General features: G+C 70.1%; 10 protein-coding genes. 4 read left to right on the top strand and 6 right to left on the bottom strand.

Features of this window, described 5'->3' with window-relative positions; all coding sequences use genetic code 11:
• Positions 1-318: 318 nt before the first annotated feature.
• Positions 319-732, top strand: a complete 414-nt coding sequence (locus AB0I81_RS46630; RefSeq protein ID WP_360672171.1) for a ComEA family DNA-binding protein — start codon at positions 319-321, stop codon at positions 730-732.
• 506 nt (positions 733-1,238) lie between these two features.
• Here the strand turns inward: AB0I81_RS46630 and AB0I81_RS46625 are convergent.
• Positions 1,239-1,370, bottom strand: a complete 132-nt coding sequence (locus AB0I81_RS46625; RefSeq protein WP_360672168.1) for a hypothetical protein — start codon at positions 1,368-1,370, stop codon at positions 1,239-1,241.
• Between the two features lie 380 nt (positions 1,371-1,750).
• Between AB0I81_RS46625 and AB0I81_RS46620 the strand changes: the two genes are divergently transcribed.
• Positions 1,751-4,069: a ComEC/Rec2 family competence protein gene (locus tag AB0I81_RS46620; RefSeq protein ID WP_360672165.1), complete on the top strand. Its 2,319-nt coding sequence runs from the start codon at positions 1,751-1,753 to the stop codon at positions 4,067-4,069.
• Positions 4,070-4,264: 195 nt separating this feature from the next.
• Here the strand turns inward: AB0I81_RS46620 and AB0I81_RS46615 are convergent, their stop codons facing one another.
• Positions 4,265-5,527: a LuxR C-terminal-related transcriptional regulator gene (locus tag AB0I81_RS46615; protein WP_360672162.1), complete on the bottom strand. Its 1,263-nt coding sequence runs from the start codon at positions 5,525-5,527 to the stop codon at positions 4,265-4,267.
• 131 nt (positions 5,528-5,658) lie between these two features.
• Here AB0I81_RS46615 and AB0I81_RS46610 point away from each other — a divergent pair, with 131 nt between their 5' ends.
• Together AB0I81_RS46610 and holA are read left to right on the top strand one after the other, a co-directional pair.
• Positions 5,659-6,255, top strand: a complete 597-nt coding sequence (locus AB0I81_RS46610; RefSeq protein ID WP_360672160.1) for a flavodoxin family protein — start codon at positions 5,659-5,661, stop codon at positions 6,253-6,255.
• A gap of 511 nt (positions 6,256-6,766) precedes the next feature.
• Complete coding sequence (holA, locus tag AB0I81_RS46605) at positions 6,767-7,750, top strand: DNA polymerase III subunit delta (RefSeq protein WP_360672157.1); 984 nt, start codon at positions 6,767-6,769, stop codon at positions 7,748-7,750.
• Positions 7,751-8,079: 329 nt separating this feature from the next.
• Here holA and AB0I81_RS46600 read toward each other — a convergent pair whose 3' ends face one another.
• Genes AB0I81_RS46600 through AB0I81_RS46585 form a run of 4 tightly spaced genes read right to left on the bottom strand, consistent with a single transcriptional unit; the run spans position 8,080 to position 15,317 of the window.
• Positions 8,080-8,772 (bottom strand): ABC transporter ATP-binding protein, encoded by a 693-nt coding sequence (locus tag AB0I81_RS46600; RefSeq protein WP_360672154.1) that lies wholly within the window; start codon positions 8,770-8,772, stop codon positions 8,080-8,082.
• The gene (locus AB0I81_RS46595; protein ID WP_360672151.1) at positions 8,765-9,691 is read right to left on the bottom strand and encodes an ABC transporter ATP-binding protein; all 927 of its coding nucleotides are present in this window, start codon (positions 9,689-9,691) and stop codon (positions 8,765-8,767) included. Before AB0I81_RS46595 ends, AB0I81_RS46600 begins: the two co-directional genes overlap by 8 nt.
• A complete protein-coding gene (locus AB0I81_RS46590) occupies positions 9,688-12,267 on the bottom strand; it encodes an FtsX-like permease family protein (protein WP_360672148.1) in 2,580 nt (859 codons plus the stop codon). Before AB0I81_RS46590 ends, AB0I81_RS46595 begins: the two co-directional genes overlap by 4 nt.
• Entirely contained in the window at positions 12,264-15,317 is a 3,054-nt protein-coding gene (locus tag AB0I81_RS46585) for an ABC transporter permease (protein ID WP_360672145.1), read from the bottom strand. Before AB0I81_RS46585 ends, AB0I81_RS46590 begins: the two co-directional genes overlap by 4 nt.
• Between the last annotated feature and the right edge of the window lie 157 nt (positions 15,318-15,474).

The following is a 15,474-nucleotide window of genomic DNA, read 5'->3' as shown; positions in this document are numbered from 1 at the left end:
CAAGCACTCCAGCCACCCCAACCACCCCAACCACCCCAAGCACTCCAGCCACCCCAGTCACCACAGCCGCATCTCAACCGCGCCCCCATCCCTCTGCCGTCTCCCTCCCTCCTCCAGTCACTCCGCAAGATCATTGCTTCCCAGAGCCCCGCCCTCGATCCTGGCAAGCCCGGTCTACGCGTCCTGCTGGCCGTAGGCGTACTCGCAGCAGCCGTAGCGATCTTCTTCCTCTGGCAGTCGCAGCCCTCACCAGAGCCCCTCCTACCTCCAACCGCGCTCACCCCAACCACACCCGCAACGCCGTCGCCCACCGCCAAGGTGACCGTCCACGTCGCCGGCAAGATCCGCAAGCCAGGCGTCTACCTGCTACCTTCCGGTGCCCGGGTGACGGACGCGGTAACAGCCGCCGGCGGGGTGTCCCGCGGCGCCTCCACGGGCTCGCTCAACCTGGCCAGACGCCTGATCGACGGCGAGCAAATAGTGGTCGGCGCCACCTCCGGCCAACCATCCCCCGTGGTCCCCGCCGCAGACCCGGCAACCGCCATCCTGGACCTGAACACCGCCACGCCCGACCAACTGGAGCAACTCCCAGGCGTAGGCGAGGTCCTGGCCGCCCGCATCGTCGAGTTCCGCACCGGCCGAGGCGCCTTCACCACCGTCAACCAACTCCGCGAGGTCAGCGGCATCGGCCCAAGAAAGTTCGAAGAAATCAAACCAAAGGTCCGCGTCTAACATGCCCACCCAGCACCCCGACGCCAACCACTGGAACCCCAAAAATCCCCCCATCCCAGCCTCGGCCCCCACCCCAGCCTCCGCTCCAGCCTCGGCCTCCGTCCCAGCCTCGGCTCCCACTCCAGCCTCTGCCCCAGTCTCGGCCTCCGCCCCAGCCCTGGCCCCAGCCGCGGCCTCCAGCTTCGGGCTCGACGTGGCTCCCAACCTCGACATTGGCCCCAACCCCGAGCCAGCACTCGCCTCCGAGCCAGCACTCGCCTCTGAGCCAGCACTCGCCCCCGACTCAGCACCCGCCCCCGACCCGGCCTCAAGCTCGGAGTCCGACCCCGACACCAAACTCAGCTCCGATCAACAGCAGGACATTGACGGGCGCGAGCACGCTTGGCCCCTCGCGCTCCCCGCTGTGGCAGCCTGGGCAACTGCCCTCATCCTCCTCGTTTGCTCGTCCCTCACCGGCATGCTGGTAGCCGCATCCGCAGCTCTGGGCGCGGCAGCGACGTCCTGGCTCACTCGACCGACCTCGACGGCTCGCAGGAGACCGCAACCCACCCCTCCCACAGCGACGCCGCGAGCAGCAGCCCTGCCCACAGCAGTTCTGGGAGCAGCAGCCACGCCGCCCGCAACGATTCCGCGAGCACCCACCTCGCCCGCAGCGACGCAAATACACACCTCACCCTCAGCAACCCCGCGAGCAGTTTCCTCAGCCTCACCGTCGGCACGAACAGTCGTACGCACCGAAGGGAGCGACGCTGGACGAACCGGATGGCGCAACGTCGCCATAGCCACCCTCATATGCATCGCCGCAGCCGCAGCCTCGGTCGCCTTCCGAACGCACGCCCTCACCACAAGCCCAGCAGCAGCACTGGCTGCCGAGAACGCATCCATCACCGCCCAGATCGCCCTGACCGACGACCCTGAACGCAGACCAAACGCAAACGGACGCGGACGATTCGGCCAGGAGAGCTACGTAGTCCGCGCGAGCCTCAAAACCATCCAGACATCCACAACCAGCCACGCCGTGGACGTTCCCATCACGGTTTTCGCCACCGGACGGGCCTGGCGCACCCTCCTGCCCAGCCAACACGTAGAAGTCGCCGGCCGCCTTGCCAAACCCGCCCCCGGCACCCTCGAAGCAGCCATCCTGCTGGTCCGAGGTCAGCCCAGGGTCCTGACGCAGCCATCTGGCCTACAAACAGTGGCAGGAACCCTCAGATCCGGCCTGAGATCCGCTGCCGACGTCCTCCCACCCGACCAGCGCGGCCTCCTCCCGGGATTGGTCGTAGGCGACGTCTCCCGCATGGACCCACAGGTGACCGCCGACCTCAGAGAAGCCGGCCTGAGCCATCTGAACGCCGTATCAGGGGCCAATCTGGCAATCGTCGCAGGCGCCACTCTCGCGCTCTCCCGCCTCATCGGCCTGTCCCTCCCCGCAAGGGCGCTCTTCGCCGCTATCGCGATGCTCGCGTTCACGGTGGTCGCCCGCCCTTCCCCGAGCGTGCTCCGAGCCCTCCTCATGGGCCTGGCGGCCGCCATCGCCATGGGTACGGGCCGATCAAAGGACGGCATGGCGGCCCTGTCGGCGACGGTCCTCTTCCTGGTGCTGTTCGCCCCCGAACTCGCCCGCTCCTACGGCTTCGCCCTGTCAGTCACGGCCACCGCCGGCATCCTCATCTTCGCCCCACGCTGGCGAGACAAACTGGCGGGTTCGACCAAGGAAAAGGAAAACGACCCAACCCGTGTACCCGAGACCCCGGGAGCGTCGGGGCGGCAAGCAGCTTCAGGAATGGACGGATCTACAGGCACGCAAGCATCCGCAAGTACGCAAGCATCCTCCCAGGAAGCATCAGGGGCGGAAGCAACCTCAGAAAAGCGAAGGACCTCGGGGATGCGAGGGGCCCCAGAGACGGAACCATCTTCAAAAGTCCAAGGATTCTCAAGGACGGAAGCATCGCCAGGAATGCGAGGGGCCCCAGGGATTCGAGGGGCTTCAGGAGCGGAACCGTCCTCAGGAGTCCGAGGAGCCTCAAGGACGGAAGCATCCTCGGGAACCCACACCGAGGAACCGCACCACCGGCTGCCGTACCGTCTTCCGCGCTGGACGGCTGAGGCCGTTGCTGTGCCGGCGGCGGCGCAGTTGGCTGTGACGCCGGTTCTGGTGTTGATGTCGGGGCAGTTGACCCCCGTCGCGGTGATCGCCAATCTGCTCGTGGCGCCCGCCGTAGCGCCCGCGACCCTGCTTGGCTTCGGCGCCGCTCTGGTGGCTCCCATTTGGCCTGATGGTGCGCGCCTGCTGGTGATCCCGGCTGGGTACGCGGTCGGCTGGATCATCACGGTCGCTCGCTGGGCGGTGAATCTGCCGTTCGCCACCGTGCCATGGCCTGCGGGGCTGCCGGGGCTCGGCCTGCTCTTGCTTACGGTGGCCGTGGCGATCCCGATCCTGCGCCGTCGTCCCTGGCGTGCCATTGCGGTGACGGCGGTCGGTGCCGCCCTCGTGGCCGTGCTGGTGATCCGTCCTGTCGCCAGTCCATGGCCTCCCAAGAGGTGGCTTATGGTGATGTGCGATGTGGGCCAGGGTGATGGGCTCGTCGTCGCGGCCGGTCCGGGCCGAGGCGTTGTGGTGGACGCAGGGCCGGATCCGGTAGCCATGGACCGGTGTCTGCGCAGACTTGGTGTCGAGGACGTGCCCTTGGTCGTGCTCACCCATCCTCACGCTGATCATGTGGACGGCCTGTCTGGCGTCCTTCGCGACCGTCGGGTGGGAGCGGTACTCGTCAGCCCGCAGCGGACCGCCGAACAAACCGGAGCACGGATCTCGGCCACGCTGGCAAACCGTCGAATACCTGCGTCGACGGCCCAGCCGGGGACCCGCTGGCAGTTTGGTCCGTCAGAGCTCACGGTGCTGGCCCCGGACGCCACCGGAGTCGAGATGAACGGGCAGGGTGAGGGCAGCGCCATCAACAACTCGAGCGTGGTCCTCCACGTACGGTGGCGCGCAGGCTCGATCTTGCTCACCGGCGATCTGGAAACTGAGGCGCAGGAAGATCTGCTGCATCGATTCCCCGTACGGGCCGACATCCTCAAAACGCCGCATCACGGATCAAACCGGCAATCCCCGGCCTTCCTGGCCTCCTTCGGCGCGCGGGCGGCGTTGATCAGCGTGGGCGCCGAGAACGACTACGGCCATCCCGCCACGTCCACCCTGAGCTTGCTCCGACGCCTTGGCCTCGACATTTATCGGACGGATCAGTCGGGAGACCTCGCCGTTGTTGAACGGGCAGCGGAAGAAGGAGGAGAAGGAGCAGGGAGAGGAATGGCGGTGGTTCCACGCGGGCCCTGAGCGACCATGGCCGAGAATCCTGAGCACGCTGATGGCCCGGCATCTTGAGGTTCCGGCGCCGCTCACAAATCCCAGCGTCCCTCAGTATCCGGTGATGGGTCACCGGGTGGTGAGCCAGGCGGGGGCGGGGTCGAGCATGGTCAGGATGATGCGACCTGCCGGTCGCGCTGACAGAGCGGCACACGCGTCACCTTGTTAACGTGCTGCCGGATCGTTGGGGGTGCGGGCCAGGGCGGCGGCCTCGCCGCGGGAGGATACGCCCAGTTTGCTCAGGATGTTGGCGACATGGAACTTCACGGTGTTCTCGCTGATGCTCAGGTGCTCGGCGATCAGACGGTTGCGGTGACCGTGCGAAAGTTCTTCGAGAACGTCGTGTTCTCTGGGGTTGAGGGTGTCCAGGCGGCTCACCGGCCGGTCCGGTGCGGAGGTGAGTGGCAGTGACGCGGTTACGGTGGTGCCCCAGTTCGGCACGGAGTCGACCGTCAGCGTGCCGCCGACCGCCGCCACGCGGTCGCGGAGCCGGTACACCGGCAGTGCGTCGGCTGCGAGCGTACCGGGGCCGTCGTCGCGCGTCGTGACGATCAGCCGGGAATCCTCTATCCGCCAGGCGACCCTGATCCGGCCCGGTCTGCCCTGCTGGAGCAGGGCCAGTACCGTTCCGCGCCCCACGGCCCGCGCCGTCCTGGCCGCGTCGCCGGGGAGCGGGCGTTCGCGGTCGTACGGTGCCGCCAATTCGAGTTCGATGTCGTGGTAGCGGGTGAGCAGCGACAGTTTGTCGGCCAGCATGGCGAATGCGTCTCCGGCCGTCTCCTCCCCGAACTCGCGCTCGCCGCCCTCCCGGGTCTCGATCAGCGCGGGTACGGCCAGCTCGATCGCGGTACGGCGGGCCGTCGCGTCATCGAAGCGCCGTGCCCGCAACACCCCGAGCAGGGACGTCAGCGTCGCGGCATGCGCGTCGCTGAGCTCTGCGACGGTCACGGTGGAAGCGCCGACCGGAACAGGCTCCGCGTCGGCGAGCCGGTCGGCCAGGTGCAGGGTGGTCAGCTCCACGAGTTGCTGCGCGATCTGCCGTACGGCGGGCGGGGGAGGCGTCCCGTCGCTCATCGTGATCGCGACCAGCCCGCCCACCGACTCCGGCGGCTGTACGGCGGCCGCCAGCACGGGACGCCGCACCCCCGCCAGGCTTGCCTCGCCGAACCAGGGCCGCGCGACGCCGACCACTCCGGCCAGCCATCCGATCTCCTCGGCGGTCACTCCCTCGATCCCGTGCGTGAGCAGGGGAGAGGCCAGCACGCAGTCGCCGGTGTAGAGCACGAGGCCGTCGTGTCGCAGAAACGGTGACAGTACCTCCGACAGCCGCAGCAGGACCTGCCCGATCGGCGCGCGGAGCACTTCCAGGGCCCCCGCCAGCGCGGTGGACCACGACTCCTCGACCGGGACTGGGCTCCTTACCTCCATGTCTCGATGTTAATGCGGTCCCCGGGCTGCTGACCTGCTCCTTCGGGTGGGCGAAGCCGTCCGATCGGGTGGTCCGCGCGGGTGGGCCTGCCCGAGATGCTGGCTCACCAGGACGACGAAGGGAGCTCATCATGGAGGACATCTCGCTGGTGGTGGCCTACCACAGCGGTTACGGGCACACGGCACGGCTGGCGGACGCGGTACGTACTGGCGCCATGTCCGTGGACGGCGTCAAGACCGAGACGGTGCTCATCGAGGCCATGACCGACGAGCAGTGGGAACTGCTCGACGCGGCGGACGCGATCGTGTTCGGGTCGCCGACCTACATGGGCTCGGCCAGCCCCGAATTCCACTCCTTCGCTCGTGACTCGGTCGCGCGCTGGACGAACGCGGCCTGGCAGGACAAGCTCGCCGCGGGCTTCACCAACTCGGGCTCCATGAGCGGTGACAAGCTGCACACGCTGGAGTACATGGCGCTGCTCGCGGCCCAGCACGGCATGCTCTGGGTGAGCCTCGGGCTCAAGTCCGGCTGGAACGCGAGCACCGGCTCTTCCGACGACCTCAACCGTCTGGGCGTGTGGCTGGGGGCCGCCGCGCAGTCGAACGTCGATGAAGGGCCTGAGCTGATGAGCGAGGCGGACCTGCGGACGGGGGAGCACCTGGGGAGGAGGGTCGCCGAGAAGGCATGCTTGATCCGCGGTACTCGAACGCCGAGAGGGTCTGCCTGATCTGCGGCATACGGGGTGTGGTGACCGGCAAGCTCACCGAGGTAGGGGATCGGGTGGAAAGGGTCGCTAGGTTGGGTGACTGGGCGGAAAGATCGCCGGATTGGGTGACCGGGCGGAAAGGTCGCCAGGTTGGGTGACCGGGCGGAAAGGTCGCCAGGGGCAGATAGCTCGGCCTCGTTATGCGGGTGCGGCACGTTCGGTACGCGCTGGCTGTTGTGGCTGCTGCGTGTGAGCTGGCCGTTGTCCGCTATGCGTGCGCTCCGCGTCGGCCCGCTCGGCCGCTTCCTCCCCTGGCCCCGCCCGCTACGGTCTGGGCGGCTCCGACCTGCCTGTTGCGTCTGCCATGTGCGGGGGCGAACACGATTGCGCCGCGCCGGGCCGCCGCCGGGCAGGAGGTCAACCCCATATGCGGGTCTGTGGCGTCCGCCGGGCCGCGTCCGTGGCCTCTCACCGTGAGCGTGAGCCGGAGAAGAGAGGTGCATCGAGTACCGGGTTGTCGGTGGCGCATGGCATGCTGCCTGACATGGCGGGAACCGATCCAGCACCTGTGACCTTGGTTGTCGGCGACGAGGAGTTGCTGGCCGAGCGGGCCGTTAATGGGGTCGTGGCGGCGGCGCGGGCCGTGTCCCCCGGCGCTGAGACGCATGACCTCATGGGAAGCAAGGTGACGACCGGTGAGCTCACGCAGTTGACCTCGCCGTCGCTCTTCGGGGATCACTCCGTGGTGGTGATCCGGTCGGCTCAGGATCTGGCGAAAGAGGTCATCGCCGAGATCGTGGCGTACACCAAGCAGCCCTCCGACGACACGGTGATCGTGCTGGCGCACCCGGGTGGGGTGAAGGGCAAGGCGTTGGTCGATGGGGTGAAGAAGGCCGGTGCCCAGGTGATCACGATCAACAAGGTCACCAAGGCCGGGGAGCGGATGGACTTCATCAAGGGGGAGTTCAAGCGGGCCGGGCGCAACATCTCGGGTGACGCGGCTCAGGCGTTGCTTGAGGCCGTGGGTAACGATCTTCGGGAGTTGGCGGCCGCGTGTAACCAGCTGGTGTTCGACACCGAGGACAAGACAATCAGCGCCGCGGCGGTGGCTCGCTATCACAAGGGGCGGGCCGAGGTGACCGGGTTCAACGTGGCCGATTCGGCTGTTGAGGGGCGGTTGGCGGAGGCTCTGGAGCAGTTGCGGTGGGCGCTCGGCACCGGGGTCGCTCCCGTGCTGCTGGTGAGCGCGCTGGCGGGTGGGTTGCGGTCGCTGGCCAAGGTCGGCAGTGCGCCTCGCAACCTCCGGGGCGGGCAGCTCGCCAGCCATGTCGGCATGCCGCCGTGGAAGGTGGATCGGGTGAGGCGGCAGCTCAACGGGTGGGGGCCGGTAGGGCTGTCGAAGGCGATCCAGGCGGTGGCCAGCGCCGATGAGCAGGTCAAGGGCGGGGGAGCGGACCCGGCTTACGCTTTGGAGCACACTGTGCAGGTCATCGTGGCCAGCCGTACCGGACGATAGGGGCGGCGTTCAGATTCTGCGCAGGGCGAAGTCGCGGCGTTCAGGTTCTGCGCCAGAGTGAGGCGCGACGCTCTCACGCCGGGCCCGCGCTTTCGTCCGCAGCGGGTTCGGCCTCAGCGGTCGCGTCGACGTCCGCAGCGGATGAGGTGACGCCGGCGGGCGCGATGACGCCAGTGGAGGGCGCGATGAGTCGGCGACAGGGAGATCCGGCACGTCGTCGAAACGCTGCTCCGGGGCGTCGCCGACGACTACGGGCAACTCCTGGAGCACAGCCGCCGAACGAGCGCCGCCTCCGAGACGCATCCCCCGCACCCCTGAAGGGCAATGGGTCAGGTGAGGGCGGATTCGCGTACGGATCCGTCGCTGATCTCGAGCACCCGGTCGGCCAGCGTCATCAGGCTCGGGTCGTGGGTGGCCACCAGCGCCGTGACCCCTTCACTCCGTACGAGCGCCCGCAACAACTCCATGATCTGCCGCCCGGTCTGCGAATCCAGTTGCCCGGTGGGCTCATCCGCCACCAGCAACCGCGGCCGGTTCGCCAGTGACCTGGCGATCGCCACCCGCTGCCGCTGCCCTCCGGACAACTCGTACGGCCGCTGATTGACGTGCTGCTCCAACCCCACCAGGGCCAGCAACATCCGGGCGCGGGCCTCCCGCTCCGCCGACGGCACCCGCAGCAGCCGCATGGGCACCCCGACGTTCTCCGCCGCCGACAGCACCGGGATCAGCCCGAACGACTGGAACACGAAGCCCACCACGTCCCGGCGCACGGCCAGCAGTTGCTCCTCGGACATCGCGGTGATCTCGTGCCCGTCCACCACCACCCGGCCGGAGTCCGGTTTGTCCAGGCCGCCGATCTGGTTGAGCAGGGTGGTCTTGCCCGAGCCCGACCGGCCCCTGATCGCGACCAACTCCCCGGGGAACACCGCGAACGACACGTCCCGCAGCGCCTCGACCTCCTTGGCGCCGCCGCGGTAGACCTTGCGCAGCCCTTCCACCACGACCAGGGGCGAGTCAGTCACTTGAGGGCTCCTCTCGGGCGGGCCACACGCCGATGTGGTCGGATTCGAGTTCGAGGCGTACGCGCCGCTCCATCTCCAGGGCGTTCATGAAGTCACGCGGGAGCTGCAGCCGCCCCACCCGGTCCAGCACGGCGTACTCCTCGGCGATGATCTGCCCCTCGGCGCCCTCGCGCCGCAACGTCTCGCTGCTGGTACGCCCGTCGCGAATGCCCACCGTACGGTCCACCTGCTCCGAGACCAGCGGGTCGTGCGTCACGATGACCACGGTCACCCCCAGTTCCCTGTTGGCCTTGCGCAGCGCGTCGAACACCTGCTCCGACGTGTCGCTGTCCAACTCGCCCGTCGGCTCGTCGGCCAGGATGAGCTGCGGGGAGTTGGCGAGGGCGACGGCGATGGCCACCCGCTGCTGCTCCCCGCCCGACATTTCGGAAGTGCGGCGGTTCGCGCAGGAGGAGACGCCGAGCAGATCCAGCAGCTCGTCCGCCCGCTGTCGCTTCTTACCCTGACCACCCGCCAGTTTCATGGGCAGTTCCACGTTCTCCCGGGCCGTCAGGTACGGCAGCAGGTTCCTGGCCGTCTGCTGCCAGATGAACCCCACCACCGACCGCCGATACCGCAGCCGATCCCTGGCGTTCATCGACAGCAGATCCATCCCCGCCACCTTGGCCACCCCGGCGGTGGGCACGTCGAGCCCGGACAACACGTTCAGCAGCGTCGACTTCCCCGACCCCGACGCGCCCACGATCGCCACCAGCTCGCCCTTGTCGATCACCAGGTCCAGCCCCTGCAGGGCCACCACCTCGACACCCTCGGTCTTGTAGATGCGCACGAGGTTGTCGCACACGATATGGGCGTCCCCGCCGAACGCGGCCTTCTCCCGCGTGGCGTTCGCCTCAAGCTCTGACAGGGTCCGGTTCACGTGAGTTCCCCCACTCGGAGAACGGCGCCGAGCTTGCGACGCCGGCTGATGGCGGTGTGCGCGTACGCGCCGAGCACGGCGACCGCGGCCAGCCCGAAGGCCAGCGCGCCCGGCAGGACAAGATCGAGGGAGTAGTCGCCGACGGGCAGGTCACCCGCGTACGACGACAGGTCCACGGCGGGCCCGAGCGCGGCCGGCAGCCCGAGGCCGAGGCCGAGCCCGACGAGCGCGGTGAGCAGGATCATGGGCAGGATCTCCAGTACGGTCAGCCGCTGCGCCTGCCGCTCCGACAGACCGAGCGTACGCAGGAAGGACACCGCCCTGGCCCGCTCGGCCGCCCCGATGACCAGCGACAGGACGACGGCGAGCAGCGCGTACGCGGCCAGCGCCACCGTCACCACCACCATGGCCCAGCGCACCGTCCCGGTCAGCGGATCGTCCTGGATGGCGTCGAGCGCCCGCTCCTGCGACGTGACGACCCCGGCGGGCACGAGTTTCGCCAGCTCGCCGAGCGAGACGTCCCCGCTGATCAGCAGCGTGTTCACGGCCGGCCGAAGCTGCACGCCGATGGGCACGATCATGAACTTGCCCTTGGTGTAGAAGCCGGGCACCGACTCGATCACCCCTCTGGTGGCCAGCTTCACCCGAGCCTGCCACCCGATCTCGAACGTCCCCCGCCCCCGCAACTCGGGCGAGACGAGAGCCGCCCCGTCCGACAGTTCTGGCAGGTCGAAGGGTGCGTCCCCGAGGATCGCCCGCCACTGCGCCACGTCCACGGCGATGGCCTCGGCCCGCTCGGCGCCGTACCCGACCTGCACCCGCCCGGTCTGTGCGGGCACCACCCGCTCCACCCCGGCCAGCCCGCGCACCCGCGCGATCGCGGACGCCGGGATCTCCAGCTCCGAGGTGATCCTGATCGGCGCGCCCACCTGCTGCCAGGACGCCACCCGCTGCGTGCTCGCGATCCCGTCGGACACGACCGCCGCGAACACCGCCACGGCCAGCGCGGGCAGCAGGATCAGCACCGGCAGCACGTTGGCGGAACGCGCCCTGGCCGCCCTGGTGAGCCCCAGGAACGGCACCGCCGACCGGCCGCGTGCGGCCAGCCGTACGAACAGGCGCAGGGGGTAGGGATAGCACCGCAGGGTGATCAGCGCCGCCGCGACGGTCAGGGCGACCGGCACGACCAGCAGGAACGGGTCCTGCCCCGCCGAGGCGCCCAGCCCTCTGGCCCGCAGCAGGTACGCCCCCACCAGCGCGAGCACCACCACCAGCACCTCGAACGTGATCCGCCTGGCGGTGGGCCGGGCCGCGGCCACGTCGTCGCGCCGCTCGTGCAGGGGTTTGCGGTGCAGCAGCGCCACGCGCACGGCGGCGAACCCGACGGCCACGAGCACCACGATCACGGGTCCTGCGTGCACGATCGGCAGCGCGGGACCGGACACGAGGTACGAAAGCGCGTACCCGGCCACCGCCCCCGGCACCACCGCCACCCCTGTCAGGGCCGCCGCCGCGCCCGTCACCTGCGCCAGCGACCCGCCGCGCGCCCGCGCCAGGGTCAGCGTGTGGTCCAGCCGGTCGGCCAGGAGCTGCACGGCCAGCAGGATCACGCCGAGCGCGACCGCCAGCAGCCCGCCGAGCACCAGGTAGACCACGGTCTGGGCGGTGGACAGCGCGCTCAGGAAGTCGGTGAGCAGCTTGGGCAGCCCGGTCAGCAGACGGTGGGGACCGCCGTTGGTCTGCAGTCCCACAACCTGTTCGAAGTCGGTGACCGCCGTGGCCAGGCCGGGCACGGCCAGCGCACTGGCCGCCCGCTCCCGGACGGGCAGGACCCAGTTGTAGGACAGGTTGCGCCCCTCGCCGCTGAGCGCGCTCAGACCGGCGTCGGAGATCAGCGCGGTGATGTGCTTTTCGAGGTCCAGCTTGCCGGGCGGCTGCACCTTGGTGACGTGCAGCACGTCCGGATCGTGGGACCAGGCACGGTCGCGCGGGTTCACGGCCTCGAAAACGCCGACGATCTTCACGGCGGCGTAGTCGCTCTCGCCGATCACCGTCGTCTGACCCAGCCGCAGGTTCATCTCGCGCAGCGCCTCGGCGACGATCCCGACCTCGAACAGGGGGATCGTCTCACCCTCGTGCCGCGTCGTGCCGGGCGCGCCGGGCTCCCGCCCCTGAACCCACCGCACGCGCCGCTCGGCGTCGGACAACCAGCCCAGGTTGAGGTAGGTGGAGCCGCCGGTGCCGCTGATCGGCGTGAGCGAGGTCTTGGCACTCATGTGGCCGTCACCGGCGACCAGCGGGCGCAGCTCCGGAGGCAGGACCTGACGCCAGAGGCGTTCGCGGGCGTCGAACTGGCGGCGTTCGATGAGGTCCCCCTCCGGCCCGTGCGACTCCGTGGTCACGGTCAGGTCGGCCTGTACGGCCGGCGCGGCGGCCAGCGCCCGGCGCAGCGCCTCGTCGTACGACCCCTGCGTCACCCTCGGCAGCCCCGAGACCAGCAGGCAGGCGCTCAGCGTCAGCACGAAGAGCACCGACACTGCGCCCAGCAACGTCCGGGCGAGCAGCCAGATCCTCAATGTTCCTCCCGCAGGCCGTGCCCCTGCCGGCGCAGGTTGCGGGCCAGCCCGGCGACGATCGCGAACAGCACCCCGGCCACCAGCGCCAGCATCAGCCCGGTGGCCGCCCACGGAATGTCCAGCACCACGCCGGGCGTGACGGCCGCGGCCTGACCGGTGAGCACGATGTGCGGCACCACCAGCACGCCGACGACCAGCGCGAGCCCGGTACCGGCCGCCAGCGACAGCCCGACCACGAACGCCTGCTCCATGGCCAGAATCCCGAACATCTGCCGCGAACCGACCCCGAGCGCCCGCAAAATCGCGAACTCGGCCATCCGCTCCCGCGCCGCGACGGCCGCGTTGACCAGGAACCCGAGCGCCGCGAACACCAGCGCCGCCAGGAACCCCAGCATCAGCGCCCCCTGCAGCCCGCTGGCCAGCGGATCGTCGCGCAGCGTGGCCGCCAGCTCCCGCTCGTCGAGCGCGGTGACGTCCCACTCGGGATGCCCGTCGAGCGCGGCGGCGGAGCTGCCACCGGTGGCCAGCCACCACTCGGTGGCGGGCCTGGGCAACTGCGCCGCCGCCAGTTCGTGCGCCTGCATGGTCGCCCAGTCGACGAGCACGGCCATCTGTCCCGCCGTGGTCGTCGGCATGCTCTCCACCACACCCACGACCTTGACCGGCACGACCCGGCGATCGATGCTCGCCCTCCCGCTCTGCCCGACGCCCAGCTTGAGCGAGGCGGCCAGGTCGGCGGTCAGCACGATGGGCATCGGCCCCGGTTCCGGCCGGCGCACGAAGGGGGTCATCGCGGGACCCTTCTCGCCGACGCTCATCGTCAGCGCGGGCGCGGTCACCTCCCGGCCGTCGGCGCGCAGGCCGTTCAGGGTCAGGTTCGCGGTGCTCTCCTGCGCGGTCGCGACCAGGCCGAGCAACGAGACGGGGTACGTGATCGTCCCGCTCCGCCCGGCCAGCGCCTTCAGGTCCACCTCGACCCGGTTCGTACCCTGCTTGAGCACACCGAGCGAAACGTCGCGCCACACGCCGAGCCCGTCGGACAACACCAGCCTCAGCGGCAGATCCGCGCTCACCTCGGCCTCCAGGGTCACCGTGGCCGGCCGTCCCGGCAGCGCCAGCCCGCCCGCCCGATCGCCCGCCAGCGTCCTGGACAACTCCCCGACGCTCTGCCCGGACAGGTCGGGACGCAGGTGGAACAGCTCATCCAGCTTGCCCGCGTCCAGCGCGAGCAGCAGCGCGTTCTCGCCGCTGACATCGGTCTGCCCGCGAAAAGCGGGAGTGGCGGCGGTGACGCCGGGCAGCGCCGCGAACGCCGTGCCGCGCCCGAACGCCCCCAGCTCGGGCGAATCGGGCGGCCCCGACAACCGCAGATCGGCCCCCGCCTGGTGCCGGGCCTGGTCGAGCTGGGAGGAACGCCAGGTGGCGGCGGTGGCCAGGGAGACGATGCCGATCGCGATCGCCATCGTGAGCAGCAGCGCCGGCCCCGCGTACTTCAGTGGGCGCCTGCTCACTTGCCACGCCCCGAGCGCGGGAGCCAGCGTGGGCCGCCTGGAGGTCAGCTTCTCCGCCAGCCGCGAGATGCGCGGCACCAGCCGCAGCCCCAGCATGCCGCCCGTGAGCAGGGCCAGCGCGGGCCCGGAGATGATCAGCGGGTCGATGCCGAGGCCGCCGGCGGCCGTCGTGGTCACCGGCGCGCCGTAGCGCCGCAACTGCCAGATGGCCAGCCCCGCCACGACCAGCAGCGCCAGGTCGGCGCCCGCCCGCTCGATCAGCCCGCGCCCGCCGCCGCGCCCGCGCGCCGACTGCTCCTCCACGTAAGTACGCCGCGCCCCCGCCAGCGCGGGCAACATCAGCAGCACGGCCGAGGCCAGCGCCACCCCGAACGACACCAGGAACGTCCCCAGGTCCGCCTCCGGCGCCAGCCGCACCCCCGAGGCCCTGATCCAGGGCAGCAGGTTGACCAGCGCGAGCAGTGGAGGCCCGAGGAACGGCGCCACGACGGCGCACGGCAGCGCCACCAGCAGCGCCTCACCGCCCGCCAGTGCCGCCAGCCGCACAGTCCCGGCGCCCCGCGAGCGCAGCAGCGCCACCTCCATGCGGCGGTGATCGGCCAGCAGTCGCGCGGTGAGCATCAGCGCGTACGCGGCCAGCAGCAGCAGTTGCAGCACCGGGATCAGCATGGTCGAGCGGGCGACCAGCGAGGCGGTGCCGAGCTGGGTGAGCATCTCGGGCAGGTGGCTGACGGCCACGCAACCGGCGCAGCCGCCCGCCGTCAGCCGCTGCCCCACCCCGGCGATCGCACCGGCCAGCGGGCGCAACTGCTCCGGGGTGAGGGTGCGCAGGTCCGGCTCGGCGATCCAGGTCGCGTTGACGTTGGTGGCGAAGCGGGCGACGAAGGTGTCCCGCGCCACCATGAGCGGCCCGTACGTGGTGAACTCGCCGCGCTCCACCCCCCGGCTGAGCAACTGCTCACCGGTCCACCGTTCGCCGAACGGATCATTGAGCTGGAAGACGCCGACCACGCGGACCTTGACCGGACGCGGGTCGAGCCGCCCCCGCGTGGTGAACTCCCGCCCCACCTCGAACCCGGTGGCGGAGGCGGCCGACAATGAGATCGCCGCCTCGACAGGGCCATCACCGGGTTTCGGCCAGACGCCGGAGACCAGCCTCGCGTGCCGGTCGAGGCCGTCGTAGCTGCCGAACCTGAGCAGTTCAGGACGCTCCTGGTCCTCCTGGCCGGGCATGGCGTAGGAGTCGGAGCGGAAGCTGGTGGTGATCGCGGGCGGGCGGGGATAGGCCCTGGCGACCTCGGCGCGTACCGACCGGTCGATCTGCGGGTACGTCTCGGCCGTCACAGGGGTGCTGATGGTGGTGGCGGTCTGCTGGTACGAGGCCGTCTCCATCGTCCTGCGCACACCGGCGTCGGCGATGGAGGAGGCGTACATGGTCAGCGCCACCAGCGTGGTGGTGGCCAGCAGGATCGAGCCGAACGCGGCCAGGAGGAGCAGCGGCTCGCTGAACGCCCGTTTGACGACCAACGGCCCCCGCATCCGTCCCCCTTTGCCCGTTTAGTGCACCTTCAGGCAGGGGGTGGAGCGGGGGCAAGGGATCTTCGCAACGGAGACGCACCCGATACGCCGGTGTGATATCGAAACCGTGACAGAACAGCGACAAAAACAAGAACGCCGCACCCCCAAGAGAGGTGCG

Origin of the sequence: Nonomuraea sp. NPDC050404 (assembly GCF_040655495.1) — a bacterium.
In the GTDB taxonomy this organism is placed as follows: Bacteria; Actinomycetota; Actinomycetes; order Streptosporangiales; family Streptosporangiaceae; genus Nonomuraea.
Note: the sequence above shows the minus strand (reverse complement) of the source record. Positions and strands in the feature narration are given on the sequence as shown.